The 25,637-nt window shown below is 67.1% G+C and carries 25 protein-coding genes and 1 tRNA gene; 7 read left to right on the top strand and 19 right to left on the bottom strand.

The genetic code is table 11. The annotated features are described in order from the left end of the window. Window positions 1-276: 276 nt before the first annotated feature. The 16 genes from ABE85_RS10080 to ABE85_RS10155 form a co-directional block, all read right to left on the bottom strand. Window positions 277-361: transfer RNA gene (locus tag ABE85_RS10080), tRNA-Leu, on the bottom strand. A 134-nt stretch (window positions 362-495) separates the two neighbouring features. Continuing rightward, on the bottom strand, window positions 496-888 hold the full coding sequence (gene secG, locus ABE85_RS10085) for a preprotein translocase subunit SecG (RefSeq protein ID WP_067273446.1): 393 nt from the start codon (window positions 886-888) through the stop codon (window positions 496-498). 33 nt (window positions 889-921) lie between these two features. Next, window positions 922-1,662, bottom strand: a complete 741-nt coding sequence (gene tpiA, locus ABE85_RS10090; RefSeq protein ID WP_067273453.1) for a triose-phosphate isomerase — start codon at window positions 1,660-1,662, stop codon at window positions 922-924. Between the two features lie 48 nt (window positions 1,663-1,710). Continuing rightward, window positions 1,711-2,697, bottom strand: a complete 987-nt coding sequence (locus ABE85_RS10095) for an NAD(P)H-quinone oxidoreductase (RefSeq protein WP_067273456.1) — start codon at window positions 2,695-2,697, stop codon at window positions 1,711-1,713. Window positions 2,698-2,734: 37 nt separating this feature from the next. Further along, entirely contained in the window at window positions 2,735-4,873 is a 2,139-nt protein-coding gene (pnp, locus tag ABE85_RS10100; protein WP_067273459.1) for a polyribonucleotide nucleotidyltransferase, read from the bottom strand. A gap of 294 nt (window positions 4,874-5,167) precedes the next feature. Then, window positions 5,168-5,437 carry a 30S ribosomal protein S15 gene (gene rpsO / locus ABE85_RS10105; protein ID WP_067273461.1) on the bottom strand — a complete coding sequence of 90 codons (270 nt, stop codon included), beginning with the start codon at window positions 5,435-5,437 and terminating at the stop codon, window positions 5,168-5,170. A gap of 187 nt (window positions 5,438-5,624) precedes the next feature. Further along, entirely contained in the window at window positions 5,625-6,893 is a 1,269-nt protein-coding gene (locus tag ABE85_RS10110) for a branched-chain amino acid ABC transporter substrate-binding protein (RefSeq protein WP_409072577.1), read from the bottom strand. Between the two features lie 20 nt (window positions 6,894-6,913). Next, window positions 6,914-7,972: a tRNA (adenosine(37)-N6)-threonylcarbamoyltransferase complex transferase subunit TsaD gene (gene tsaD, locus ABE85_RS10115; RefSeq protein WP_067273472.1), complete on the bottom strand. Its 1,059-nt coding sequence runs from the start codon at window positions 7,970-7,972 to the stop codon at window positions 6,914-6,916. A gap of 63 nt (window positions 7,973-8,035) precedes the next feature. Continuing rightward, a complete protein-coding gene (gene fdx / locus ABE85_RS10120; RefSeq protein ID WP_067273474.1) occupies window positions 8,036-8,374 on the bottom strand; it encodes an ISC system 2Fe-2S type ferredoxin in 339 nt (112 codons plus the stop codon). Window positions 8,375-8,432: 58 nt separating this feature from the next. After that, entirely contained in the window at window positions 8,433-10,301 is a 1,869-nt protein-coding gene (gene hscA, locus ABE85_RS10125; protein ID WP_067273476.1) for a Fe-S protein assembly chaperone HscA, read from the bottom strand. A 50-nt stretch (window positions 10,302-10,351) separates the two neighbouring features. Beyond that, entirely contained in the window at window positions 10,352-10,873 is a 522-nt protein-coding gene (gene hscB / locus ABE85_RS10130; RefSeq protein WP_067273477.1) for a Fe-S protein assembly co-chaperone HscB, read from the bottom strand. A gap of 49 nt (window positions 10,874-10,922) precedes the next feature. Then, the gene (gene iscA / locus ABE85_RS10135; protein WP_067282339.1) at window positions 10,923-11,246 is read right to left on the bottom strand and encodes an iron-sulfur cluster assembly protein IscA; all 324 of its coding nucleotides are present in this window, start codon (window positions 11,244-11,246) and stop codon (window positions 10,923-10,925) included. Between the two features lie 8 nt (window positions 11,247-11,254). Next, window positions 11,255-11,671, bottom strand: coding sequence for a Fe-S cluster assembly scaffold IscU (gene iscU / locus ABE85_RS10140; RefSeq protein WP_067273480.1), 417 nt, complete (start codon window positions 11,669-11,671; stop codon window positions 11,255-11,257). A 63-nt stretch (window positions 11,672-11,734) separates the two neighbouring features. Further along, a complete protein-coding gene (locus ABE85_RS10145; protein ID WP_067273482.1) occupies window positions 11,735-12,955 on the bottom strand; it encodes an IscS subfamily cysteine desulfurase in 1,221 nt (406 codons plus the stop codon). A gap of 55 nt (window positions 12,956-13,010) precedes the next feature. Further along, window positions 13,011-13,544 (bottom strand): Fe-S cluster assembly transcription factor, encoded by a 534-nt coding sequence (locus ABE85_RS10150; protein ID WP_067273486.1) that lies wholly within the window; start codon window positions 13,542-13,544, stop codon window positions 13,011-13,013. 168 nt (window positions 13,545-13,712) lie between these two features. Next, window positions 13,713-14,177 carry a low molecular weight protein-tyrosine-phosphatase gene (locus ABE85_RS10155; protein ID WP_067273488.1) on the bottom strand — a complete coding sequence of 155 codons (465 nt, stop codon included), beginning with the start codon at window positions 14,175-14,177 and terminating at the stop codon, window positions 13,713-13,715. Between the two features lie 119 nt (window positions 14,178-14,296). Between ABE85_RS10155 and ABE85_RS27485 the strand changes: the two genes are divergently transcribed. Then, window positions 14,297-14,458, top strand: coding sequence for a hypothetical protein (locus tag ABE85_RS27485; protein ID WP_157522191.1), 162 nt, complete (start codon window positions 14,297-14,299; stop codon window positions 14,456-14,458). A gap of 32 nt (window positions 14,459-14,490) precedes the next feature. Here the strand turns inward: ABE85_RS27485 and ABE85_RS10160 are convergent, their stop codons facing one another. Continuing rightward, a complete protein-coding gene (locus ABE85_RS10160; protein ID WP_067273490.1) occupies window positions 14,491-15,600 on the bottom strand; it encodes an NADH:flavin oxidoreductase in 1,110 nt (369 codons plus the stop codon). A gap of 1 nt (window position 15,601) precedes the next feature. After that, a complete protein-coding gene (locus ABE85_RS10165; RefSeq protein ID WP_067273493.1) occupies window positions 15,602-16,015 on the bottom strand; it encodes a RidA family protein in 414 nt (137 codons plus the stop codon). A 132-nt stretch (window positions 16,016-16,147) separates the two neighbouring features. Here ABE85_RS10165 and ABE85_RS10170 point away from each other — a divergent pair, with 132 nt between their 5' ends. From ABE85_RS10170 to ABE85_RS10180, 3 genes are all read left to right on the top strand, one after another. Then, window positions 16,148-17,035 (top strand): LysR substrate-binding domain-containing protein, encoded by an 888-nt coding sequence (locus ABE85_RS10170; RefSeq protein WP_067273503.1) that lies wholly within the window; start codon window positions 16,148-16,150, stop codon window positions 17,033-17,035. A 107-nt stretch (window positions 17,036-17,142) separates the two neighbouring features. Further along, window positions 17,143-18,120, top strand: coding sequence for an aliphatic sulfonate ABC transporter substrate-binding protein (locus ABE85_RS10175; RefSeq protein ID WP_067273506.1), 978 nt, complete (start codon window positions 17,143-17,145; stop codon window positions 18,118-18,120). Window positions 18,121-18,169: 49 nt separating this feature from the next. Continuing rightward, window positions 18,170-19,855, top strand: a complete 1,686-nt coding sequence (locus ABE85_RS10180) for a rhodanese-like domain-containing protein (protein ID WP_082938503.1) — start codon at window positions 18,170-18,172, stop codon at window positions 19,853-19,855. A gap of 2 nt (window positions 19,856-19,857) precedes the next feature. Here the strand turns inward: ABE85_RS10180 and uvrB are convergent, their stop codons facing one another. After that, on the bottom strand, window positions 19,858-22,023 hold the full coding sequence (uvrB, locus tag ABE85_RS10185; protein ID WP_082938504.1) for an excinuclease ABC subunit UvrB: 2,166 nt from the start codon (window positions 22,021-22,023) through the stop codon (window positions 19,858-19,860). A gap of 133 nt (window positions 22,024-22,156) precedes the next feature. On the opposite strand from uvrB, the gene ABE85_RS10190 reads away from it, so the two are divergent. The 3 genes from ABE85_RS10190 (at window position 22,157) to rsxB (ending at window position 25,625) form a co-directional block, all read left to right on the top strand. Continuing rightward, window positions 22,157-23,359, top strand: a complete 1,203-nt coding sequence (locus tag ABE85_RS10190; RefSeq protein ID WP_067273513.1) for an amino acid aminotransferase — start codon at window positions 22,157-22,159, stop codon at window positions 23,357-23,359. A 248-nt stretch (window positions 23,360-23,607) separates the two neighbouring features. Beyond that, window positions 23,608-24,930 (top strand): polyhydroxyalkanoate depolymerase, encoded by a 1,323-nt coding sequence (locus ABE85_RS10195; RefSeq protein ID WP_067273517.1) that lies wholly within the window; start codon window positions 23,608-23,610, stop codon window positions 24,928-24,930. Further along, the gene (gene rsxB, locus ABE85_RS10200; RefSeq protein ID WP_067273520.1) at window positions 24,927-25,625 is read left to right on the top strand and encodes an electron transport complex subunit RsxB; all 699 of its coding nucleotides are present in this window, start codon (window positions 24,927-24,929) and stop codon (window positions 25,623-25,625) included. The genes ABE85_RS10195 and rsxB overlap by 4 nt, the downstream gene beginning before the upstream one ends. The last annotated feature ends 12 nt before the right edge of the window (window positions 25,626-25,637 follow it).

Consider the following 25,637-nt stretch of genomic DNA (forward strand, 5'->3'; position numbering starts at 1 on the left):
GTATGGCCGGGATTAGATACTGCCGCCATGACGCGGCAAAACCAATTCCCGACGTGTCACCGAAGATTGGCGGGCCAGGGCCGACCAACGATTCGGCAAAAGCAACGGGCGCGCCGCCAGCGATTATCCAATCGCTCACGGACCGCGCCCGCCTTGTCCTCCGGAAATTCGCACACGTGATGTGCGCTGGGATTTCCAGAGTCCTACGACCTGCTTGATCACCTTCGATCCGGCTTTCCGGCTAGATCGCGAAGACCATGGCAGGCCGATTTATTCTGGTGCCGACGGCGAGACTCGAACTCGCACAGCTTTCGCCACTACCCCCTCAAGATAGCGTGTCTACCAATTTCACCACGTCGGCTTGTGGTCACCTTTCAGTGACCTTGTCTTGACGGTTTGCGCTTCAGACAGCCTCGAATTCTATAGTGCTTTCAGAGCTCCAAAAGGAAACCAAAGCAATTTTATCGAGGTGCTTGCGCTTGCCGCCCAGCTCTGTCAGTTCGAGGCGCCGGATGCAGCGGCCGAAGGCGCCGCTTGCGGAGCGATCGAGGCACCAGGCAGCACCGCAGCCGAGGCCGGCGCAGCCGGGTTGGCGGCGCGCTCGAGCAGCAGCTCACCCGCCGACGGACCGGACCCGATGCCGCCGTCGCGATGGCTGCCCATGTAGGCCAGCGCCAGCGTCGACACGAAGAAGATGGTCGCCGCGACGGCCGTCGAGCGCGACAGGAAATTCGCGCTGCCGGTCGCGCCGAACAGCGAGCCCGAAGCCCCGCTGCCGAACGACGCGCCCATGTCGGCGCCCTTGCCGTGCTGCACGAGCACCAGGCCGATCATTGCCAGCGCCGCAATCAGTTGCAGCACCAGCACCAGATTCATCATCACTTGCATTGCTATTTTCTCCAGGAACCTTGAACGCCGGCTTCAGCCGGCAGCGCGGCAGATCGCCGCGAACTCGACCGCCTTCAGCGCGGCGCCTCCGATGAGGCCGCCGTCGATGTCTGCCTGCGCAAACAGTTGGACGGCGTTGTCGGGCTTGACGCTGCCGCCGTACAGGATCTGCATCTGCTCGGCCTTCTGCGTGGCCGCGCGCAGTTGCTGGCGCAGCAGCGCGTGCACATGCTGCGCCTGCTCCGGCGTGGCCGTCAGGCCCGTGCCGATCGCCCACACCGGCTCGTAGGCCACCACGATCTCGCCGATGCAGTGCGTCAGCGTGTGGATGACCGCCGCGAGCTGGCGCTTGACGACTTCTTCGGTCCGACCCGCTTCGCGCTCGGCCAGCGTCTCGCCGACACAGACGATCGGCGTGACGCCGTGTGCCAGCGCGGCCTTGGCCTTGTCGGCGACCAGTTGGTCGCTTTCGGCGTGATACGCGCGGCGCTCCGAGTGGCCGACGATGGCATAGCGGCAGCCCAGATCCGCGAGCATCGCCGACGACACCTCACCGGTGTAGGCGCCCTGCTCGTGCGTGGACACGTCCTGCGACCCGTACGCGACCTGCGTCCCGGTCAGGCCGAGCGCCGTGTCCGTGATGTACGGGAACGGCACGCACACGGCGACCTGGGCGCTCCACGGCCCCGCTTCCTTGAGGCCCGCCAGCAGCACGGCGTTGGACGCACGGGTGCCGTGCATCTTCCAGTTGCCGACCACCAGTTTCTTGCGCATCAGATCAACTCCCTTTAATCCGAAAAACCCTGCGGATGAGCGGATCGCTCACCAGCTCAGCACGATCTTGCCGACGTGCTCGCCCGATTCCATCAGCGCATGCGCCGCGGCGGCTTCCGACGCAGGCAGTTGCCTGAAGATCACCGGCGAGATCGTCCGCGACTCGAGCAGCGGCCACACGCGCTCACGCAGCGCGCGGGCGATGCCGGCCTTGAAGGCGATCGGACGCGGACGCAGCGTGGAGCCGGTGATCGTCAGACGGCGGCGCAAGACCTGACCCGCATCGAATTCCGCCTTCACGCCACCCTGCACCGCGATGATCACGGCACGGCCGTCGTCAGCCAGGCACTGCACGTTGCGCGCGACATAGCTGCCGGCGACCATGTCCAGGATCACGTCGACGCCACGACCCTTCGTGGCCGTCTTCACTTCCTCGACGAAGTCCTGATCGCGATAGTTGATCGCGACGTCGGCGCCGAGCGCCAGGCAGGCCTTCGCCTTGTCCGCGTTGCCGACGGTGACCAGCACCGTCGAGCCCAGCGCCTTCGCCAGCTGGATCGCCGTCACGCCGATGCCGCTGCTGCCGCCATGGACCAGCAGGCTTTCGCCAGGCTGCAGGCGGGCGCGTTCAAAGACGTTGCTCCAGACGGTGAAGAAGGTCTCCGGCAGGCTTGCCGCCTCGACCATGCTCCAGCCCTGGGGCACCGGCAGGCACTGGGCCACCGGCGCGACGCAGAGTTCGGCATAACCGCCACCCGCGACCAGCGCGCAGACCGCATCGCCGACCTTGAGGCCGGCGGCGGCCAGCGCCTGGACATCACCCGACTCGACCGTGCCCGCGACTTCCAGACCTGGAAGATCGCTGGCACCGGCCGGCGCCGGATACGCACCCTTGCGCTGCAGCACGTCCGGACGGTTGATGCCGTAGGCCTGCACGCGGATCAAGCATTCACCCACCCCGGCGACGGGGTCGGCATGCTCGACCAGCTGCAGGACCTCCGGTCCGCCGGGCTGGGTGATGGCGATCGCCTTCATGACGTGAAGCGGGGTGACGTGCCGGACAGCCGACCGATTACTCGGCCGAGCCTTCGCCGTGGCCGTGGTGCGGCGCCGGAGCGTCGCGGTCCAGCAGCGCCTTCATCGACAGCTTGATGCGGCCCTTCTCGTCGGTCTCGAGCACCTTGACCTTGACGATCTGACCTTCGCTGAGGAAGTCGGTGACCTTCTCGACGCGCTGGTGCGCGATCTGGCTGATGTGCAGCAGGCCGTCCTTGCCCGGCAGGATGTTGACCAGCGCGCCGAAGTCCAGGATCTTGGTGACCGGGCCTTCATAGACCTTGCCGATCTCGGCTTCCGCGGTGATCTCGGCGATGCGCTTCTTGGCGATCTCGGCCTTGGCGCCGTCGGTCGACGCGATCGTGATCGTGCCGTCTTCGCCGATGTCGATCTGCGTGCCGGTCTCTTCGGTCAGCGCGCGGATGGTGGCGCCGCCCTTGCCGATCACGTCACGGATCTTCTCCGGATTGATCTTCATCGTGTACAGACGCGGCGCGAACTGCGAGATCTCGGCGTTGGCTTCGCCTTGGGCGCCGACCATCGCTTCGAGGATGTGCAGGCGGGCTTCCTTGGCTTGCGCCAGGGCGACCTGCATGATTTCCTTGGTGATGCCCTGGATCTTGATGTCCATCTGCAGCGCGGTGATGCCCGAGGTCGTGCCGGCCACCTTGAAGTCCATGTCGCCCAGGTGATCTTCATCGCCCAGGATGTCGGTCAGCACGGCGAAGCGGTTGGCGTCCTTGATCAGGCCCATGGCGATGCCGGCGACGTGCGCCTTCAGCGGCACGCCGGCGTCCAGCAGCGACAGGCAGCCGCCGCAGACCGAAGCCATCGACGAGGAGCCGTTGGACTCGGTGATTTCCGAGACCACGCGGATCGAGTACGGGAAATCTTCCTTGGTCGGCAGCACGGCGACGAGCGCGCGCTTGGCCAGACGGCCATGGCCGATTTCGCGGCGCTTGGGGCTGCCCACGCGACCGGTTTCGCCGGTGGCGAACGGAGGCATGTTGTAGTGCAGCATGAAGCGCTCGGAGTACTCGCCGGCCAGCGCGTCGATGGTCTGCGCGTCGCGGTCGGTGCCCAGCGTCGCGGCGACCAGCGCCTGCGTTTCACCGCGGGTGAACAGCGACGAGCCGTGGGCGCGCGGCAGCACGCCGTTGCGGATCTCGATGGCGCGGACGGTGCGGGTGTCGCGGCCGTCGATGCGCGGCTCGCCGGCCAGGATCTGGCCGCGGACGATGCGGGCTTCGATCTCGAACAGCAGGCCGTCGACTTCGACGCCGTCGAAGTCGGTGCCTTCGGCCGTCAGGGCAGCCTTGACCTTCGAGTAGGCCGAGCGGCAGGCTTCGGTACGGGCCTGCTTCGAACGGATCTGGTAGGCGGCGCGCAGCTCTTCCTCGGCCAGGGCGGTGACCTTGGCGATGAAGGCCTCATCCTTGGCCGGGGCGACCCAGTTCCAGGACGGCTTGCCGGCGTCGCGGACCAGTTCGTTGATCGCGGCGATGGCGGTCTTGCCCTGGTCGTGACCGAAGGTCACGGCGCCCAGCATGATGTCTTCGCTGAGCTGGTCGGCTTCGGACTCGACCATCAGCACGGCGGCTTCGGTGCCGGCGACGACCAGGTCCAGCTTGGAGTCGATCAGCTGGGTCTTGCCCGGGTTCAGCACGTATTCGCCGTTGACGTAACCCACGCGCGCAGCGCCGATCGGGCCGTTGAACGGGATGCCGGAGATGGCCAGCGCGGCGCTGGTGGCGATCAGGGCGGCGATGTCGGCCTGGACTTCAGGGTTCAGCGACACCGTGTGGATCACGACCTGGACTTCGTTGAAGAAGCCTTCCGGGAACAGCGGGCGGATCGGGCGGTCGATCAGGCGCGAGGTCAGGGTCTCGAGCTCGCTCGGACGGCCTTCACGCTTGAAGAAGCTGCCGGGGATCTTGCCGGCGGCGTAGGTCTTCTCGATGTAGTCGACGGTCAGCGGGAAGAAGTCCTGGCCGGCCTTCGGCGAGGACTTGGCGACGACGGTCGCCAGCACCACGGTGTCCTCGATGTTCACCAGCACGGCGCCGGAGGATTGACGGGCGATTTCGCCGGTCTCCATCACGACTTGATGTTGGCCCCATTGGAAGGTCTTCACGACCTTGTTGAACATGCTCATTCGAGTTCTCCTCAGTTCAGGGATGCGCCGCTCACGGTGCGGCACAAGGACCGGGAGTGAAACTGGGTTTGGCGGGATGCCATTCCAGAGCGGCTGCCGGTCCCGGCTGCTGCCGGCGAACACTTGCAAACGCTTTGGAATGACACATCGGCGCCACGTCAGTTCAACTCCGTTGTGTGACCGGTCCACCGACCGGTCGGGCCGCCTGCCGGAACACTCCAGCCGACGGCACGCAGAAACGACAAAGAGCCTGTTGGAGTCAGACCAATCAGGCTCTTTGCTTTCATGCGCCGATTACTTGCGCAGACCCAGCTTCTGGATCAGGGCGGTGTAACGGTCGGCGTCCTTCTTCTTCAGGTAGGACAGCAGGCTCTTGCGCGCGTTGACCATCTTCAGCAGACCGCGACGGCCGTGGTGGTCCTTGGCGTGCAGCTTGAAATGGGGGGTCAGTTCGTTGATGCGCGCGGTCAGCAGGGCCACTTGCACTTCCGGCGAGCCGGTGTCGTTGGCGCTGCGCGCGTTGGCCTTGACGATCTCGGCCTTGTTTTGGTCGAAGCTGGACATGATGCGTTCCTTGTTCCGGAATGATTCGGAAGGTCCGCCGGCATGGCCAGTGAAGGCGTCAAGTGCGCAGACGGTTTCCGAGGTTTGACTTGCGATCACAGGTGAAACCGACCCGTGTCGTGCTGATTGCCGTCGTCAGGACGAACCTGACAGGACAGCCGGGGAGTATAGCCGCAAAAGCCCCTCTTCAGGAGGGGCGCTTCATCCGGCAGCTGGAAGGCTGTTCAGCCTGTGCGGCGTCGAGGAAGCGCAAGGTGCGGAAGCCGTAGCCGGAGCCTTCGTTGTCGTGCGGTGTCCCGGCCTCGCCGGCGCGACGCAGGACGCTGACGTACAGCGGCTGCTGGAGCTGGTGATCCGAAGGACGCATCCAGCCCTGGTGCGCCACGCCGAGCGATCGGCCGTCGAGCGTCAACCCCTCCAACGCCAGCGCGACCGCCTTTGGATCGGCGCTGCCGGCCTTCTCCATCGCGGCGACCAGCATCTCGACCATCAACTGCATGCGCGCATGGAGGTAGTCGTGATCCGGCTTCGGAAAGCGCTGGCGGAACGCCGCGTAGAAGCGCTCCGAATCCGCGGTTCCGACGTTCGGGTGCCACTCGGCCACCGCCAGCACGCGGTCGACGCCCGCCTCGCCCAGCACGCCGGGCACGCCCAGCGCGTTCCCGTAGAAGGTGTAGAAGCGCGCATCGAGCCCGATGTCCTTGGCCGCCTTGATCAGCAGCGTCAGGTCGTTGCCCCAGTTGCCGGTGAGCACCGCCTGGGCGCCGCTGGCCCGGATCTTCGTCGCGTAGGGCAGAAAGTCCTTCACGCGGCCGAGCGGGTGGAGTTCGTCGCCGACGATCTGCAGGTCGGGGCGGCGCTTGGCCAGCATCGCCCTCGCCTCCTCGCGCAGATGCTGGCCGAAACTGTAGTCCTGACCGATCAGGTAGAGCCGCTTGAGGTTCCGATCCTGGGCGATCACCTCGATCAAGGCCGCCAGCCGCATGTCGGTGTGAGCGTCGAAGCGGAAGTGCCAGAAGCTGCACTGCGCGCCGGTCAGCGCCGGATCGACGGCCGCGTAGTTGAGGAACAGCGCGCGGCGGTCAGGCTCGCGGGCGTTGTGCCTGTCGAGCGCGCCGATCAGCGCGCTCGCGACGGCGGAGCTGTTGCCCTGGAGGACGACGGGAACGCCCTGGTCCGTTGCCGCGCGCAGCATCGCCAGCGACTCCTCAACCGAGCCCTTGCTGTCGAAGCGGACGATCTCCAGGCGCCGTGCGCCGCCCGGCAGCTTCACGCCGCCGCGGGCGTTGACGCGCTCGGACGCCCAGATGAGGTTGCGGAACACGGCCTCGCCGCCGTTGCCGAGCGGACCGGAGAGTCCTTCGATCAAGCCGAGTCGGATCGGAGCAGCAGGAGCGGCTGCCATCGCACCAGCCAGACTGATCTGCGCGAGCGCCGCGACGGTCAATGCGACCACCGCCCTCCTCGTCCAGCGTCTCACAGCTGCGCCGGGCTGGCGAGTTGCGACAGATCCCAGCGCGGCTTGACCTCGAAGCCGCCGCCGCGCGTCAGGTTCGCCATGTCGCGCTGCAGGCGCAGGCCGGCCGCGAGCGCGATCATGGCGCCGTTGTCCGTGCACAGATGCAGCTCGGGATAGTGGACGCGCACGCGGCGCTTCTCGCAGGCTGCGTCCAACTGTTCGCGCAAGCGCTTGTTGGCGCCGACGCCGCCCGCCACGACCAGGCGCTTCAGACCGGTTTCCTTCAGCGCCAGCAGCGCCTTCTTGACCAGCACCTCGACGATGGCGGCCTGCGTCGAGGCCGCGAGGTCAGCGCGCTGCTGCTCGCTGATGCCCTCGGACTGCGCCTCAAGCTTGCGGACCTGCGTCAGCACCGCCGTCTTCAGGCCGGCAAAGCTGAAATCAGGCTTGCCGCTGTGCATGAGCGGGCGCGGCAGCGCGAACGCTTCGGGATTACCTTGCTCCGCCAGCTTCGACAGATGCGGACCGCCGGGATACGGCAGGCCGAGCAGCTTGGCCGACTTGTCGAAGGCTTCGCCGGCGGCGTCGTCGATGGTCTCGCCCAGCAGCTCGTAGCTGCCGACGTCGTCGACACGCATCAGCTGCGTGTGGCCGCCGGACACCAGCAGCGCGACGAACGGGAACTCCGGCGGATCCGCCGACAGGAACGGCGACAGCAGATGGCCTTCGAGGTGATGGATGCCCATCACCGGCCGATCGAGCGCGGCACCCAGCGATGCGGCAACGCCGGCACCGACGAGCAGCGCGCCGGCAAGACCCGGCCCCTGCGTGTACGCGACCACGTCGACATCCGCCAGCGACAGTCCGGCGCCCGCAAGCACCTCGCGGGTCAGCGGCAGCACGCGGCGGATGTGGTCGCGCGAGGCGAGCTCGGGCACGACGCCGCCGTAGGCCTGATGCATCGTGATCTGGCTGTGCAGCGCATGCGCAAGCAGCGTCGGCACGCCGTCGCCAGACGCGTCGACCAGCGCCACGCCGGTTTCGTCGCAGGAGGATTCGATGCCGAGGACGCGCATGGGATCAGCCGTTCAGGATGCCGGGGAAGTCGTCGCGAACCGCAGTCAAGCGGATCTCGTCGATCAATGGTTCTCTTTGGCGTGGTTGATCGAGTACTTGGGGATCTCGACCGTCACGTCCTTGTTGGACAGGATGGCCTGGCAGGACAGGCGCGAGTTGGGCTCCAGACCCCAGGCGCGGTCCAGCATGTCCTCCTCGTTCTCTTCCATCTCGGACAGCGACGCGAAGCCCTCGCGCACGATCACGTGGCAGGTCGTGCAGGCGCAGACCTGGTCGCAGGCGTGCTCGATGTCGATGTGGTTGTCGAGCATCGCCTCGCAGATCGTCGTGCCGGAGGGGGCTTCGATCGACTTGCCCTCGGGCGCGTATTCGGGATGGGGAAGGATCTTGATGACGGGCATGGGGAGGTGTCCTTGAGGCTGGCGAGCTGAGCTTGTCCGGCTGGGCGTCGGCTTGCGGTCAGACCTGATCGATGCTGCGGCCGGTGAGGGCCTGCTGGATGCCGCGGTTCATGCGCGCGGCGGCAAAGGCCTCGGTGCCCTTGGCCAGCGTCTCGACCGCGGCGGTGATCGCATCGGCATCGGCGACCGCGTCGTCGGCCTGCGCCTTCGCGAGCAGATCCGTCTGCAGCGCGGCAATCTCGGCGCGCTCAACGTCGCTGAGCAGATCGCCGTCGGCGCGCAGCGCGGACTGGGTGGCCAGGATCATCCGCTCGGCGTCGACGCGCGCTTCGCGCAGCTTGCGCGCGACCATGTCGCCCTCGGCGCTGGCGAAGCCCTCGCGCAGCATGGTCGCGATCTGGTCGTCGGACAGGCCGTAGCTCGGCTTGACCTGCACCGCCGCCTCGACGCCCGAGCCCAGCTCGCGCGCGGAGACGCTCAGCAGGCCGTCGGCGTCGACCTGGAAGGTCACGCGGATACGGGCCGAGCCGGCCACCATCGGCGGAATGCCGCGCAGCTCGAAACGCGCCAGCGAGCGGCACTCGCTCACCAGCTCGCGCTCGCCCTGGAGCACATGCACCGCCAGCGCGGTCTGACCATCCTTGAAAGTGGTGAAGTCCTGCGCCTTCGCCACAGGGATCGTGGCGTTGCGCTCGATGATGCGCTCGACCAGGCCGCCCATGGTCTCAAGACCCAGCGAGAGCGGGATCACGTCGAGCAGCAGGATCTCACCGTCCGAGCTGTTGCCAGCCAGTTGATTCGCCTGCACCGAGGCGCCGAGCGCAACGACTTCGTCGGGATTCAGGTTCGTCAGGACTTCGCGGCCGAACAACTCACCGACCACGCGGCGCACGATCGGCATGCGCGTGGAGCCACCGACCATCACCGTGCCCTGCACCTCGTCCGCGGCGACCTTCGCGTCGCGCAGCACGCGGCGCACGGCCAGCAGCGTCTTGTTGACCAGGGGCTGGGCCAGTTCATCGAACTGACCGCGCGACACCTCGACGCTCAGCGCGCCGGCATCGAGCGCGGCGCTCAGCGTCACGCGCTCGTGATCGGTCAACGCTTCCTTGGCCTCTCGGGCCGCCACCAGCACACGACGCTTGTCCGCGGCGCTGCTGACGCTCAGGCCCCCCTGCGCCAGCGCCCAGTCAGCCAGCAGCCGGTCGAAGTCGTCGCCGCCGAGTTGCGCATCGCCACCGGTGGCGACCACTTCGAAGACGCCCTTCGTCAGGCGCAGCAGCGAGATGTCGAAGGTACCGCCGCCCAGGTCGTAGACGGCATAGAGGCCTTCGCTGCCGTTGTCCAGCCCGTAGGCGATCGCGGCGGCGGTGGGCTCGTTGATCAGGCGCAGCACGTTCAGGCCCGCCAACTGCGCGGCATCTTTCGTCGCCTGGCGCTGCGCGTCGTCGAAGTACGCGGGCACCGTGATGACGGCGCCGAACAGGTCGTCGTTGAACGTGTCCTCGGCGCGCTGGCGCAGCGTGGCGAGGATCTCCGCGCTGATCTCGACCGGCGACTTCAGGCCCTCGCGCGTGAGCACGCTCAGCATGCCGGGCGTATCTTCGAAACGGTACGGGAGCTTCTCGCGATTGGCGATGTCGTCGAGGCGGCGGCCCATGAAGCGCTTCACCGAGACGATGGTGTTTTCCGGATCCTCGGCCTGCGCGGCGAGCGCGTCATAGCCGAACTGGCGGCGGCCTTCCAGCATCACGCGCACGGCCGACGGCAGGATCACGCGGCCCTGGTCGTCCGGCAGGCATTCGGCGACGCCATGGCGCACCGCGGCCACTAGCGAATGCGTCGTGCCGAGGTCGATGCCGACCGCGATGCGGCGCTGATGGGGATCGGGCGACGCGCCGGGTTCGGAGATTTGCAGCAGGGCCATGTTGTCTTGTTCTTCGAATGTCGGATCGGAGGTCGAATCGAATGTCGGGCTCAGGAATGCTCGAGCGCATCCAGCCGATGGTCGATGTCCGAACGGAAACGCGTCAGGAACATCAGCGCGCGCACCGACTCGGCGGCGCCAGCGGCGTTGTCCTCGTCGTCGAGCTGGCGGCCGGCCTGCGCCAGCAGCGCGCGCTCGCGGTCGGCAACCTGCTTGTCGATGGCGAGGATCGCGTCGGGCGTCTTCGCTTCGTCGAGCGACTCACGCCATTCCATCTGCTCCATCAGGAACGCCGCGGGCATGCGGGTGTTCTCGTTGGCCTGGATAGGCGCACCACGCAGTTCACAGAGATAGGAGGCGCGCTTGAGCGGATCGCGCAGGCGCTGGTGAGCCTCGTTGACGCGCAACGCCCATTGCATCGCCAGGCGTTGCGAGGCGGCGCCGTCGGCGGCGAAGCGGTCCGGATGCACCTTCGCCGCGAGCGCCTTCCAGCGCTCGGCGATCTCGGCGCCGTCCTGCGCGAAGCGTTGCGGCAAGCCGAACAGGGTGAAGTCGTCGTCGTCGAGTTTCATGAACAAAAAAGCGCGGCACCGTGGCCGCGCCCTTTTTCGCGTGCAGCGTTCAGACGCGGAAAGACTCGCCGCAACCGCAGCGATCCTTCTCACGCGGATTGCGGAACTTGAAGCCTTCGTTCAGGCCCTCGCGGACGAAGTCCAGCTCGGTGCCATCGAGGTACGGCAGGCTCTTCGGGTCGATCAGCACCTTCACGCCATGGCCCTCGAAGATCACGTCCTCGGGGGCCACCTCGTCCGCGTACTCCAGCTTGTAGGCCAGGCCCGAGCAGCCGGTGGTCTTCACGCCCAGACGCACGCCCACGCCACGACCGCGCTTGGCGATGTAGCGCGTGACGTGCCGGGCCGCGGCTTCGGTCAGGGTGACGGACATCATGGACCTCAGGCCGCCGCAGTCGCGCCCGCGTCGGCGTTCTGACCGTGCTTGGCGCGGTAGTCGTCCACCGCGGCCTTGATCGCGTCTTCCGCCAGGATCGAGCAGTGGATCTTCACCGGCGGCAGGGCCAGCTCTTCCGCGATCTGGTTGTTCTTGATGGACAGCGCCTGGTCCAGCGTCTTGCCCTTGACCCACTCGGTGACCAGCGAACTCGACGCGATCGCCGAGCCGCAGCCGTAGGTCTTGAACTTGGCGTCCTCGATCAGGCCGGTCGCGGGGTTGACCTTGATCTGGAGCTTCATCACGTCGCCGCAGGCCGGCGCGCCGACCATGCCGGTGCCGACGGACTCGTCGCCCTTGTCGAAGCCGCCCACGTTGCGGGGATTCTCGTAGTGGTCGATGACCTTGTCGCTGTATGCCATGTCGTGTTCTCCAACAACTTTGTCTTGATGAACTGCGTCGTTCGTTTCGCCGTCAGCGGACGCTCAATGCGCCGCCCACTGGATGGTGCTGATGTCGACGCCTTCCTTGTACATGTCCCACAGCGGGGACAGTTCGCGCAGCTTGGCGACCCGGTCCTTCAGCAGCGAGACGGCGTAGTCGATTTCCTCTTCGGTCGTGAAGCGGCCGATCGTCATGCGCAGCGAGGAATGCGCCAGCTCGTCGCTGCGGCCCAGGGCGCGCAGCACGTAGCTCGGTTCCAGGCTCGCGGACGTGCAGGCCGAGCCCGACGACACGGCGATGCCCTTGATGCCCATGATCAGCGACTCGCCCTCGACGTAGTTGAACGAGGCGTTGACGTTGTGGGGCACGCGGCGGGTCAGGTCGCCGTTGAGGAACACCTGCTCGATGTCCTTCAGGCCGTCCAGCAGGCGCTGCTGCAGCGCCTTGATGCGCGGCAACTCGGTGGCCATCTCCTCGCGGGCGATGCGGAAGGCTTCGCCCATGCCGACGATCTGGTGCGTCGGCAGCGTGCCCGAACGCAGGCCGCGCTCATGTCCGCCGCCGTGCATCTGCGCTTCCAGACGCACGCGCGGCTTGCGACGCACGTACAGGGCGCCGATGCCCTTGGGACCGTAGGACTTGTGCGAGGCCAGGCTCATCAGGTCGACCGGCAGCGTGGTCAGGTCGATCTCGACCTTGCCGGTGGCCTGCGCGGCGTCGACGTGGAAGACGATGCCCTTCTCGCGGCACAGCGCGCCGATGGTCGGGATGTCCTGGATCACGCCGATCTCGTTGTTCACGAACATCACCGAGATCAGGATCGTGTCCGGGCGGATGGCCGCCTTCAGCACGTCCAGGTCGATCAGGCCGTCTTCCTGGACGTCGAGGTAGGTGACCTCGAAGCCCTGGCGCTCCAGCTCACGCGTCGTGTCCAGCACGGCCTTGTGCTCGGTCTTGATCGTGATCAGGTGCTTGCCGCGCGACTGGTAGAAGTTGGCCGCGCCCTTGATGGCGAGGTTGTTCGACTCGGTCGCGCCGGAGGTCCAGACGATCTCGCGCGGGTCCGCGCCGATCAGCTTGGCGACTTCGACGCGCGCCTTCTCCACGGCTTCTTCCGCCTCCCAGCCCCACGCGTGACTGCGCGACGCCGGATTGCCGAAGTGCTCGCGCAGCCACGGAATCATCGCGTCGACGACGCGCGGGTCCACCGGCGTGGTGGCGCCGTAGTCCATGTAGATGGGGAAATGCGGGGTCATGTCCATGGGAACGTTCTTCTTGTCGACTACTGAATGGTTGACGTGGACCGGAGGGCCGGAATCACTTGCTCATCGCATTGCCGAGCGCGAACACGGAATTCGGCGCGGTGATGCGGATGGGCTTGACGACGGGGGTGCTCGAGATGGCGCGCTTGATCGGCGCTTCCTCGACGGTGACGCCCTTGGCGAGCTGGTCGTCGACGAGCTTGCGCAGCGTGACCGAGTCGAGGTACTCGATCATCTTGTTGTTGAGCGCCGTCCACAGGTCGTGCGTGATGCAGCGGCCGGTGTCGTCGCCCATGCAGTTTTCCTTGCCGCCGCAGCCGGTCGCATCGATGGGTTCGTCCACGGCGACGATGATGTCGGCGACGGTGATCTCATCGGAGCGGCGACCCAGCGAATAACCGCCGCCGGGACCGCGGGTGGATTCGACCAGCTGGTGGCGGCGGAGCTTGCCGAACAGCTGCTCGAGGTAGGACAACGAGATCTGCTGGCGCTGGCTGATCGCCGCCAGCGCGACGGGCCCGCCGTTTTCGCGCAGGGCCAGATCGATCATCGCGGTGACGGCAAAACGACCTTTGGTGGTGAGACGCATCGAACTTCTCCTTGGCGCCCTTGTCGGGCTACAGGACATGGAGGCGGTGGCTCGGCTGACGCCGGGTCGACTCCCGGAGCAGGGTTAACCCCGGCTAAGTCCGACCATTTTACTCAATTAAAACGAAGCTTGCTCGGGTTAGCCCGGACAGGTGGGAAGGGGGCCTCTTCAGGCCAGTCGGGCCGCTGCGATTTGCGCCAAACGGTCGCAGCCGGACTCCAGCAGATCGAGCACCTGCTCGAAGCCGTCGGTACCGCCGTAATACGGATCTGGTACCTCGATCTCCCCTGGCAGCAGGGAAATCCGGTGCTGCAGCGCAGCAGGGCAGCGCCGGCGGAGCTCGCGCAGGTGGCCTGCATCCATGGCGATCAGCAGGTCGAATCGCTCGAAATCATCGGTGCGAAGCGCGCGCGCCCGTTGATCGCAGAGCTCATAGCCCCTTTGTCGGGCGTGGTCTTGGGAACGCTCGTCAGGGGCTTCACCGGCATGCCACCCTTGGACGCCTGCGGAGTCGACATGAACCCGGTCCGCCAAACCCATCTCCGTCAGTTGGTGGCGGAGCACGCCCTCGGCGGTCGGAGAGCGGCAGATGTTCCCAGTGCAGACAAAAAGGATGGAGAGCTCGGCGGGCATGGGGCGGCATTGTGACGCGGCTGTCATCCCGCCGGCGTCGGCGTATCCGCCATCAGCCAGCCATCAGCATGGGATCAGAATTTGCTCACCGACTGCTCTCACCACCCAGGAGCCCCAGCATGAGCCTCTCGCAGATTGAAACCGTCCGCGCCGCACGCCTGCAACTGATCGACCTTGGCGACGAGAAGACCGCCGCGCTGCTGGAGTGGGCGCTGAAGGAGCAGGCGGCCCCCTCGGACTCCCCTGCCACGCCCCCTCGCGACAAGCCGCGGGCCGGCTGACGTCTCCGCTTGAAACGGGGAAGCGCCAGCGATCACCCGTCCGAAGTCGCCGATCGCAGCCGATCCGCGTTCGCCAGATCCGCGATCGGCGCGAGCAGCGCGCGGTTGAAGTCTTCCAGCGGGAAACCTTCGCGAACGCGCCTCGGCCAGTCGGCATGCGTCAGCGCACCACGACCCAGGGCGATCACATCCGCCTCACCGCGGTCCATCATGTCCACGGCCCGCGGGGGGTCTTGCAGGGACCCGTTCGCGATGACCGGTACGGCGCCATGGCGCCGCGCCAGCGCCGCCAGGCTCGGCCCGTCTCCGAAGGCAGGCTGCCAGGCCTCGAATTCCGTCGTATGCAGGTAATCGATGGGCGCGGCCGACAACGTCCGGAACACGGTGGCCGCATCCGCCTCGCCGCCGCGCCATTTGTGGGTGAAGTCGTTGACCTTGCCTTGCGACACTCGATAACCCACCGCGAAGTCCGCCCCCACCGCGTGACGGACGGCTTGGATCGTCTCGACGCCCAGCTTCAGCCGCGCCACCAGGGCGCCTCCATAGTCATCCTCACGCCGATTCGTGTGCTCGGTGAGGAACTGGTCGAGCAGGTAGCCATTCGCTCCATGGATCTCGACGCCGTCGAAGCCCGCCTCGCGGGCACGCACCGCCGCGCAGGCAAAGCCGCTGACCGCCTCGGCGATGTCCTCGGCTGACATCGCTTCCGGCATCCGATACGGCCCCTCGCCTCGATAGAAGGACATTTGAGCCCCCGACGGCTGGATCGCTGAAGGCCCCTTCGCGATCGCCCGATGGGCGTTCCCCTGCGAAATCGCGCCCGCATGCATCAGCTGCGCGACGATCCGCCCGCCCGCCGCGTGGACTCGCTCCACCACGAGTCGCCACGCGTTGCCCTGCGACGCGTCCGCCAATCCGGGTTGATGAAGGTAGCCCTGCGCGAACGACCGATCGGTGTAGATCCCTTCGGTGATCACGAGCCCGAAGCCGCCAGCAGCGAAGTCGGCGTAGTACTCGGCCATCCGTGGCGTCGCACGCCCGTCCGCCAGCGCGCTGACGCGTGTCATCGGCGCGACCGCCCATCGATTGGCGATCTGCATCGACCCCAGCGCGGTGGGGGAAAATAAGCTTGAGACATCCATCTCAGCCCTCCTGCCTGTCGACAACGACAGGGGCTCCGGCCACTGCGGCAATCGCTTCGATCTCGATCATCGCGTCCGGTGTGTAGAGCGCCTTGATCTCCGCGATCGTGTCGGCCGGATACGGCGCGGAGAAGAACTTGCGACGCAGCGCGACGACGTCCTCGAAGTGCCCCATGTCGGTCACGAAGATCGTGACCTTGATGACGTGCTTCAGATCGGAGCCGCCGGCCTCGAGCGCGCGACGCAGGTTCGCGAAGGCCTGCTCGCCCTGCGCGAGGAATCCGCCCGGGACGATCTTGCCGTCCTCGCCTGCGCCCGCCTGGCCGGAGATGAACAGCAGCCCGCCCGCCTTGATGCCCTGCGACAGCAGGAAGGGCTCGTAGGGGTCGGGATTCGTGATGACGCGTTCCAGCATGGTTGCATTCCTTTCATTCATTGCGGAGGGCCATGTGCCGTCCGTAGAAGAACGATAGGGAAGCCATGGCCGCTCGACAAAGGTTCAATAGTCAGCCGTAAGATGAGACAAAATCATCCATAGAGCCATCCGATGGATCGTCGATCGCTTCCACTGTCCGCGCTGCGCGCCTTCGAGGCCGCGGCCCGAATGGGCAGCTTCAAGGCTGCCGCCGAGGAACTCGCCGTCACACCGACGGCGATCAGCCACCAGATCCGCGGACTGGAAGCGCTGAGCGGCGTCGAGCTGTTTGAAAGGCACGTGCGGCGCGTGGCGCTCACCGAGGCCGGCGCGCAGCTCTACCCGGTGCTGCGGGACGGCTTCGATGCGTTCCAGTCGGCGCTGGAGCGACTGACACAGCCCCGCCGGCGGCCGCAGGTGGTGATCTCCGCGACGAACGCCTTCACGGTGAAGTGGCTGGTGCCGAGGATGGCGGATTTCCGTCGCCTGCATCCGGGCATCGACCTGCAACTGCAGGCCTCCGATGACGTCGTGGACCTGCGCTCGATGGCGGTGGACATCGCCATCCGCTATGGGCGCGGCCCCTACCCTGGCCTCACCGCCGAGCCGCTCTTCACCGACCACTTCGCGCCGGTCGCGAATCCGCGCCTCGAGGTGCGATCCATCGACGACCTGGCGCGGCTGCCGCTGATCCACTTCGACTGGAAGCGCGCGCAGCCCGAGAACCCCACCTGGGAGCGCTGGTTCGTCTCGGCCGGCATTGAAAGGATGCCATCCGCGGGGCAACTGCGCTTTTCCGATGAGGGGCACGCCATCCAGGCGGCGGTCGCCGGCCATGGCATCGCGCTGGTGAGCCAGGCCCTGATCGCCGAGGAACTCGCGGCCGGTCATCTCGTCCAGCCTTTCGGCCCGGTGATCGCCGGGCACACCTATCACCTGGCGGTCAGCAACGAGCGCTCGCCGACCGCCGGCGCACAGGCGGCCATGGGGTGGTTGAAATCGCAGGCGGCGGCGCGCTGAAGCAGACGGCGTGTATCGATCCTCGCTTTGCTTCGTTCCAGGTCTTGCCCCGCATCCCTAGGCTGCGGTGATCTCCCGTTTCCTCGTCCTCGCGAGCTCCCCCCGCCATGTCCTGCGCCTCTTCTCCGACCTCCCGCCGTCAATGGCTGGCTCAAGCCGCCGCCCTTGCCGGGGCGGCCGCCCTGCCCCCGCTCCCGGTCCTCGCGGCCGAGGCCAAGACCCTGCGCATCGGCTACCAGAAGTCCAGCACGCTGACGCTGTTCCTCAAGTCCCGCGGGATCCTGGAGAAGGCGCTCGCGCCGCACCAGGTCAACGTCAGCTGGCATGAATTCACCTCCGGCCTGCCGCTGCTGGAAGCGCTCAACATCGGCGCGCTCGACCTCAGCGCCGACGTGGCGGATGCGGTCCCGCCGTTCGCGCTCGCGGCTGGCGCAAAGCTCACCTACTACGCGATCGAAACGCCCTCGCCCACCGCGCAGGCCATCGTGGTCCGCAAGGACTCGCCGATCACCAACGTCGCGCAGTTGAAGGGCAAGAAGATCGGCTTCGCCAAGGGCGCCGGTGCGCACTACCTGCTGCTGGAAGCGCTCAGCCAGGCCGGCCTGTCCATCCGCGACATCGAGCCCGCCTACCTCAATCCCGCCGACGGCCGCTCGGCCTTCGAGAACGGCGCCATCGCCGCCTGGGTCGTCTGGGATCCGTTCCTGGCCGCCGTGCAACGCCAATCGGGCGCCCGCATCCTGGTCGACGGCACCCGCATCGCCGCCTATCGTCGTTTCTATCTCGCGGCCACCTCGTTCGCCCAGCAGAATCCGGACGTGCTCCAACGCGTCTACGACGAACTCCAGCGCGCGGGCGACTGGGTCAAGAAGAACCCGGCCGCGGCCGCCGAGTGGCATGCGCCGGTGCTCGGCCTCGACCCCTCCATCGTCGCCGCCGCCAACGAGCGCCGCACGTATGCGGTCCGCCCCGTCGACGCGGAATCGCTGTCCGAGCAGCAGCGCATCGCCGACGCCTTCAGCGGCGCGCAGATCCTGCCACGCCGCATCGCCATCCAGGAATCGCCGGTCTGGCGTCCGGCTTGAGCCGCACCCGCTCGACCGACCGAACGACCGACTGCAAGGAGTCATTGCCATGTCCGTCCTGAACTCCGACCCGACGACGCCGGCCCAAGGCCTGCCGCGCCCGCCTGTGCCGAAACACCCCACACCGCTACCGACCCGCACGCCGGCCGACGTCCGCGCGGCGCTGCTGGCGCGCGTCGAGATCGCACTGCTCGACGTCCGCGAGGAGGCCGCCTATGCCGAGGCCCACCCGCTGTGGGCCGCCAACCTGGCGGCTTCGCGGCTGGAACTCGACGCGTGGGGCCGCCTGCCGCGCCGCGACGTGCCCATCGTGATCTACGACGACGGCGAAGGCGTCGCGGCGCCGTCGGCGCGCAAGCTGCAGTCGCTCGGCTACACCGACGTCGCCCTGCTCGCCGGCGGCTTGAGCGCGTGGCGCGACGACGGCCTGGAGCTCTTCCGCGACGTCAACGTCCCGAGCAAGGCCTTCGGCGAGCTCGTGGAGGCGCGTCGGCATACGCCGTCGTTGCCGGGGGAGGAAGTTCACGCGCAGCTTGCCCGTGGCGACAACCTCGTGCTGCTGGACGCCCGTCGCTTCGACGAGTACCGCACGATGAGCCTGCCCGGCTCGATCAGCACGCCCGGCGGCGAGCTGGTGCGCCGCGCGCGCGACCTCGCACCCGATCCTTCGACGACGATCGTGGTGCACTGCGCCGGCCGCACACGCAGCCTGATCGGCGCGCAGTCGCTGATCGATGCCGGCGTGCCGAATCCGGTCGCAGCGCTGCGCAACGGAACGATCGGATGGACGCTCGCCGGCCTCACGCTGGCGCAGGGCCAGGGGCGCTCGCATGAGGACGCGCCGGTCGGCGATCTGACCGCCGCGCGGGAAGGCGCCGCCGCGCTCGCCCGACGGGCTCACGTGCAACGCATCGACGCGTCCGTCCTGACGGAATGGCTGGCCGACGCCCGGCGCACGACCTATCGATTCGATGTCCGCAGCGCCGCCGAGTACGGCCGCGCCCACCGACCGGGATTCCGCAATGCGGCCGGCGGGCAGCTCGTCCAGGAGACCGACCATCACGCGCCGGTGCGTGGCGCCCGCATCGTGCTGGCCGACGACGACGGCATCCGCGCGCCGATGGCTGCGGCCTGGCTCGCGCAGATGGGGTGGGAGGTCGCAGTGCTGCCGCCCGACGCCACCGCCCACACCGAGACCGGCCCCGACCTGCCGCCGCAGCCGCTGTCGCCGACGGTTGCCACCGTGACGCCCGCCGAGCTCGCCCGCTGGCGCGCCGAAGAAGCCGATCGGGAGCAGCCCGATACGGTCGTCGTCGACGTGGCGCCGAGCATCACCTACATCGTCCGGCACATTCCCGGCGCATGGTGGAGCCCGCGAGCGCGACTCGCCGACGCACTCCGCACCGTGATCCCGCCGGCACGCCGGGTCGTTCTCACCGGCAATCTGGGCGTGCTGCCGCGCTTCGTCGCCGCGGACCTCGCTGCGGAGCTGGCCTCAGAGGGACGCGAGCTGCTGGTGCTGGAAGGTGGAACGACAGCCTGGTACGACGCGGGCCTGCCGATCGAATCCGCCAATCCGCGTCTGGCCTTCCCGCGCGACGACCGTTATCGCCGCCCCTACGAGGGCACGAACCACCCGCGCGACGCGATGCAGGCCTACCTCGACTGGGAGTTCGGACTGATCGCGCAGCTCGACCGCGACGGAACCCATTTCTTCCGCGTGATCGAGGACTAGCCTTACTTCCCCTTGCCGGCCGTGATCGGCACGACGTTGTCGTGCACGGCCGCGCCGAAGGCCTGTTCCTTGAGTTGCGACAGCTGGTCGCGCAGTCGCGCGGCCTTTTCGAACTCGAGGTTGCGCGCGTGTTCCAGCATCTGCTTCTCCAGCTGCGTGATGCGCTTGCTCAGGTCCTTCTCGCTCAGCGCCTCGACCTCCGCTGCATCGTGGATCACCTTGGCATCGTCGCGGCCCGGCTTGTCGCTGTAGACACCCTCGATCAGGTCGCGGATGCGCTTCACCACGCCGCGCGGCGTGATGCCGTTGGCCTCGTTGAACTCGATCTGCTTGGCGCGACGGCGTTCGGTCTCGCCGATGGCCTTCTTCATCGACTCGGTCATGCGGTCCGCATACAGGATCGCCTTGCCGTTCACGTTCCGCGCGGCCCGCCCGATGGTCTGGATCAGGCTGCGTTCCGCGCGCAGGAAGCCTTCCTTGTCCGCATCGAGGATCGCCACCAGCGACACCTCGGGGATGTCCAGGCCCTCGCGCAGCAGGTTGATCCCCACCAGCACGTCGAAGGTCCCCAGCCGCAGGTCGCGCAGGATCTCCACCCGTTCGACCGTGTCGATGTCCGAGTGCAGGTAGCGCACCTTCACGCCGTTGTCGCTGAGGTACTCGGTCAACTGCTCGGCCATGCGCTTGGTCAGCGTCGTGATCAGCACGCGTTCCTTGATCTCGACGCGGTCGCGGATCTCCTGCAGCACGTCGTCGACCTGATGCACGGCCGGTCTCACCTCGACGATCGGATCCACCAGGCCCGTCGGCCGCACCAGCTGCTCGACGACGTTGCCGGCCTGGCGCTTCTCGTACTCGCCCGGCGTGGCGCTGACGAAGATGGCCTGGCGCATCTTGCGCTCGTACTCCTCGAATTTCAGCGGCCGGTTGTCCATCGCCGACGGCAGTCTGAAGCCGTACTCGACCAGCGTGCTCTTGCGCGCCCGGTCGCCGTTGTACATGCCGCCGAACTGGCCGATCAGCACGTGGCTCTCGTCCAGGAACATCAGCGCGTCGGGCGGCAGGTAGTCCACCAGCGTCGGCGGCGGATCGCCCGGCGCGGCCTGCGACAGGTGGCGCGTGTAGTTCTCGATGCCCTTGCAGTGCCCGACTTCCTGGAGCATCTCCAGGTCGAAGCGCGTGCGCTGCTCCAGCCGCTGGGCCTCGACGAGCTTGCCCTCCTTGATGAAGAAGGCGACGCGCTCGCGCAACTCCTCCTTGATCGTCTCGATCGCGGCGACCACGCGGTCGCGCGGGGTCACGTAATGGCTGGAGGGATAGACGGTGAAGCGCGGGATCTTCTGCCGGATCTGGCCGGTCAGCGGATCGAAGAGCACCAGGCCTTCGACCTCGTCGTCGAAGAGCTCGATCCGCAGCGCCAGCTCCGAGTGCTCCGCCGGGAACACGTCGATCGTGTCGCCGCGCACGCGGAAGTGGCCGCGGGTGAATTCCATCTCGTTGCGCGTGTACTGCATGCGCGCCAGCTGCTGGATCACGTCGCGCTGGCCGACCTTGTCGCCCACCCGCAGCGTCATCACCATCTGGTGGTAATCGCTCGGGTTGCCGATGCCGTAGATCGCCGACACCGACGCCACGATCACCACGTCGCGCCGCTCCAGCAGGCTCTTGGTGCAGGACAGTCTCAACTGCTCGATCTGCTCGTTGATCGCGCTGTCCTTCTCGATGAACAGGTCACGCTGCGGGACGTAGGCCTCGGGCTGGTAGTAGTCGTAATAGCTGACGAAGTACTCGACCGCGTTCTTCGGGAAGAACTCTCGGAACTCGCTGTAGAGCTGCGCCGCCAGCGTCTTGTTGGGCGCGAAGACGATCGCCGGGCGTCCGAGACGCGCGATCGTGTTGGCCATCGTGAAGGTCTTGCCCGACCCCGTCACGCCCAGCAGCGTCTGGAAGCTCTCGCCGTCATTGACACCGTCCACCAGCCCCTGGATGGCCGTCGGCTGATCGCCCGCGGGCGGGTACGGCTGGAACAACTGGAACGGAGAGCCTTCGAAAGAGACGAATTCGCCCTTCGGCGGCTCGCCCGCGCCGGTGGTATCCACCTCTAGAGAGGCAGGTTTCTCCCCCTTGGCGACAGGAGTTTCAGGCTTGGCGGCGGAAGATCGACTCATCAGGGTTTCCCAGGGGCAACGCATGTTCCCTGCCTACAATCGGCGGGCTTCGCTGGGCGCTCAGGAGGCGCCTCGGGCGTCAGGACGCGACAGCGTAGCGCAGTCCTCTCCACCGTTTGTCAGGAAAGCCTCCATGTCCTTGTTCGCCGCCGTCGCCATGGCCCCTCGCGACCCCATCCTGGGTCTGAACGAGCAATTCAACGCCGACCCGAATCCCAACAAGGTCAACCTGGGCGTCGGCGTCTATTACGACGACAACGGCAAGCTGCCCCTGCTGGCCTGCGTGGCCGCCGCGGAAGCACAGATGCAGGCCGCTCCCAAGCCGCGCGGCTATCTGCCCATCGACGGCATCGCCGCGTACGACCTGGCGGTCCAAGGCCTGGTCTTCGGCGCCGACAGCGACGTGCTCAAGAGCAAGCGCGTGGCGACCGTGCAGGCCATCGGCGGTACCGGCGGCTTGAAGATCGGTGCGGACTTCCTCAAGCGCCTGAATCCCGGCGCCACGGTGCTGATCTCCGACCCGTCCTGGGAAAACCACCGCGCGCTGTTCACCAACGCGGGCTTCCCGGTCGACACCTACCCCTACTACGACGCCGCCAATCGCGGCATCAACTTCGACGGCATGCTGTCGGCGCTCAACGCCGCGGCGGCCGGAACGATCGTCGTGCTGCACGCCTGCTGCCACAACCCGACCGGCTACGACCTGACGCCCGCGCAGTGGGACCAGGTCGTGGAGGCGGTCAAGGCGAAGGATCTCGTCGCCTTCCTCGACATGGCCTACCAGGGCTTCGGCGAAGGCATCGCCGAGGACGGCGCCGTGATCCGGCAGTTCCTGGACGCCGGCCTGGACTTCTTCGTGTCGACCAGCTTCTCCAAGAGCTTCTCGCTCTACGGGGAACGCGTCGGCGCGCTGAGCGTGGTCTGCGCCTCGGCCGAAGAGACGGTCAAGGTGCTGAGCCAGCTCAAGATCGTCATCCGGACCAACTACTCCAACCCGCCGACGCACGGGGCCCAGGTCGTGGCCACCGTGCTGTCGACCCCGGCGCTGCGGGCCCAGTGGGAAGAGGAACTGGCCGGCATGCGCGTGCGCATCAAGCAGATGCGCGAGGCGCTCGTCACTGAACTCAAGGCCGCCGGCATCACCGACGACCTGAGCTACGTCACCCGCCAGAAGGGCATGTTCAGCTACAGCGGGCTGTCCGCCGAGCAAATGCAGCGCCTGCGCTCGGAATTCGGCGTCTATGGCGTCGACTCCGGCCGTATCTGCGTCGCCGCGCTGAACAGCAAGAACTTGAAACAAGTCGCCGCCGCGATCGCTGCGGTGAAGAAGGCCTGATCACTGGGCTCTCCCTCGACACCACACTTCGATGCGCTGATCGCACGATCGGCCATCGAACACAGGGCCGGACCTGCCGCAAGCAGGCCGGCCCTGCGCATTTATGGCGAAATGCATAGGTTCGAAACCCCTCCTTCCGCCTTGCACGGCGCACTGGCGACACACACTTCCAAAACCCGGGGCCTAGAATTGCTGCATTGCACAACGGGTGCCAGCCTTCGCCTCACTCCCCTCGAGAGGTCCGCCAGATGCTCTACCAGCTTTATGAAACCCAACGCGCGCTGCTGAGCCCGTTCTCCGAATTCGCCAGCGCCACAGCCAAGCTGTACAGCCACCCGCTGTCGCCCTTCGCCCATACGCCGCTGTCGCACCGGATGTCCGCAGGCCTGGATCTGATGCACCGGCTGGCCAAGGAGTACGAGAAGCCGGAATTCGAGATCAACAGCGTCGAGGTCGACGGCGTCGACGTCGCAGTCCAGGAACTGGTGGCGCTCGAGCAGCCCTTCTGCCGCCTGCTGCGCTTCAAGCGCTACACCGACGATCAGGCCGTGCTGGCCAAGATGAAGGCGCAGCCGACCGTTCTGGTCGTGGCACCGCTGTCCGGCCATCACAGCACGCTGCTGCGCGATACCGTCAAACAGCTGCTGAAGGACCACAAGGTCTTCATCACCGACTGGACCGACGCCCGCATGGTGCCGCTCGAGGCCGGTGCATTCCACCTCGACGACTACATCTATTACGTCCAGGACTTCATCCGCCACGTCGGCGAAGACTGCCATGTGATCTCGGTCTGCCAGCCGACGGTGCCGGTGCTCGCGGCGATCTCGCTGATGGCCTCCAAGGGCGAGACCACGCCGCGGTCGATGACGATGATGGGCGGCCCGATCGACGCCCGCCGCAGCCCGACGGCCGTCAACAACCTGGCGATGAACAAGAGCTACAGCTGGTTCGAGAACAACGTGATCTACCGCGTTCCGACCAACTTCCCGGGCGCCGGCCGCGAGGTCTATCCGGGCTTCCTGCAGCACACCGGCTTCGTGGCGATGAATCCGGACCGCCACCTGAGCTCGCACTACGACTACTTCCTGGATCTGGTCCGCGGCGACGACGACAACGTCGACGCCCACCGCCGCTTCTACGACGAGTACAACGCCGTGCTGGACATGCCGGCCGAGTACTACCTGGACACGATCAAGACGGTGTTCCAGGACTTCGCGCTGGTGCATGGGACCTGGGAGGTCGGCGGTGATCTGGTGCGTCCGCAGGACATCACCCAGACGGCGTTGCTGACGGTCGAAGGCGAATTGGACGACATTTCCGGCGCCGGTCAGACCAAGGCGGCCCACGAGCTGTGCAGCGGCATCGACGCGAAGGACCAGGCCCATTACGACGCGGTCGGCGCCGGCCACTACGGCATCTTCTCGGGCCGCCGCTGGCGCGAGAAGGTCTACCCGGTGATCCGCGACTTCATTGCGAAGTACGATGCGGCCCCGTTGCACAAGCCCGCCGCGGCCAAGCGCGCTGCTGCCCGTCCGGCCGCGGCCCGCAGGTCGCGCAAGCCGACCGAGTGAACCCCGCCGCTTCCGCCTCCGCTGAACCGACCTCCGCCCCGTTCGACGATCTCGTCGAACGCCTGAATCTGGCCCTGCCGCAGACGCAATGCACACGCTGCGGCTATCCCGACTGTCATTCGTACGCCCACGCGATCGCGCGCGGCGAGGCGGCCATCAACCAGTGCCCGCCCGGGGGCGCTGAGGGCATCGCCCGCCTGGCCGCGCTGACCAGACGCGAGGCCTTGCCGCTCAATCCGGACAACGGCAGCGAGGGGCCTCGCCGACTCGCCGTCATCGACGAAGGCTGGTGCATCGGCTGCACGCTGTGCATCAAGGCCTGCCCTGTCGACGCGATAGTCGGTACCAGCAAGCAGATGCATGTGGTCATCGATGCCGATTGCACCGGTTGCGAACTCTGCATCCCGGTGTGTCCGGTCGACTGCATTTCGCTGACCGTCGTCACGCCGGGGCTCAGCGGCTGGGCGGCGTGGGGCGCACCCCAGGCCGAACGCGCCCGCGAGCGCTACCGCTGGCATGAGATCCGCGTCGCGCGCGACCTGCGCGAGCATGATGCGCGCCTCGAAACCAAGGCGCAGCACAAGCTCGATCACCTCGAAGAGGAAACGCGGCTCACCGACGCCGCGCAGATCGACCGCAAGCGCGCCGTCATCGAAGCCGCGCTCGCCCGGGCGCGCGCCAAACGCGGCGCCTGACCGCCAAGCCCC

Source organism: Mitsuaria sp. 7, assembly GCF_001653795.1.
GTDB lineage: Bacteria > Pseudomonadota > Gammaproteobacteria > Burkholderiales > Burkholderiaceae_C > Roseateles.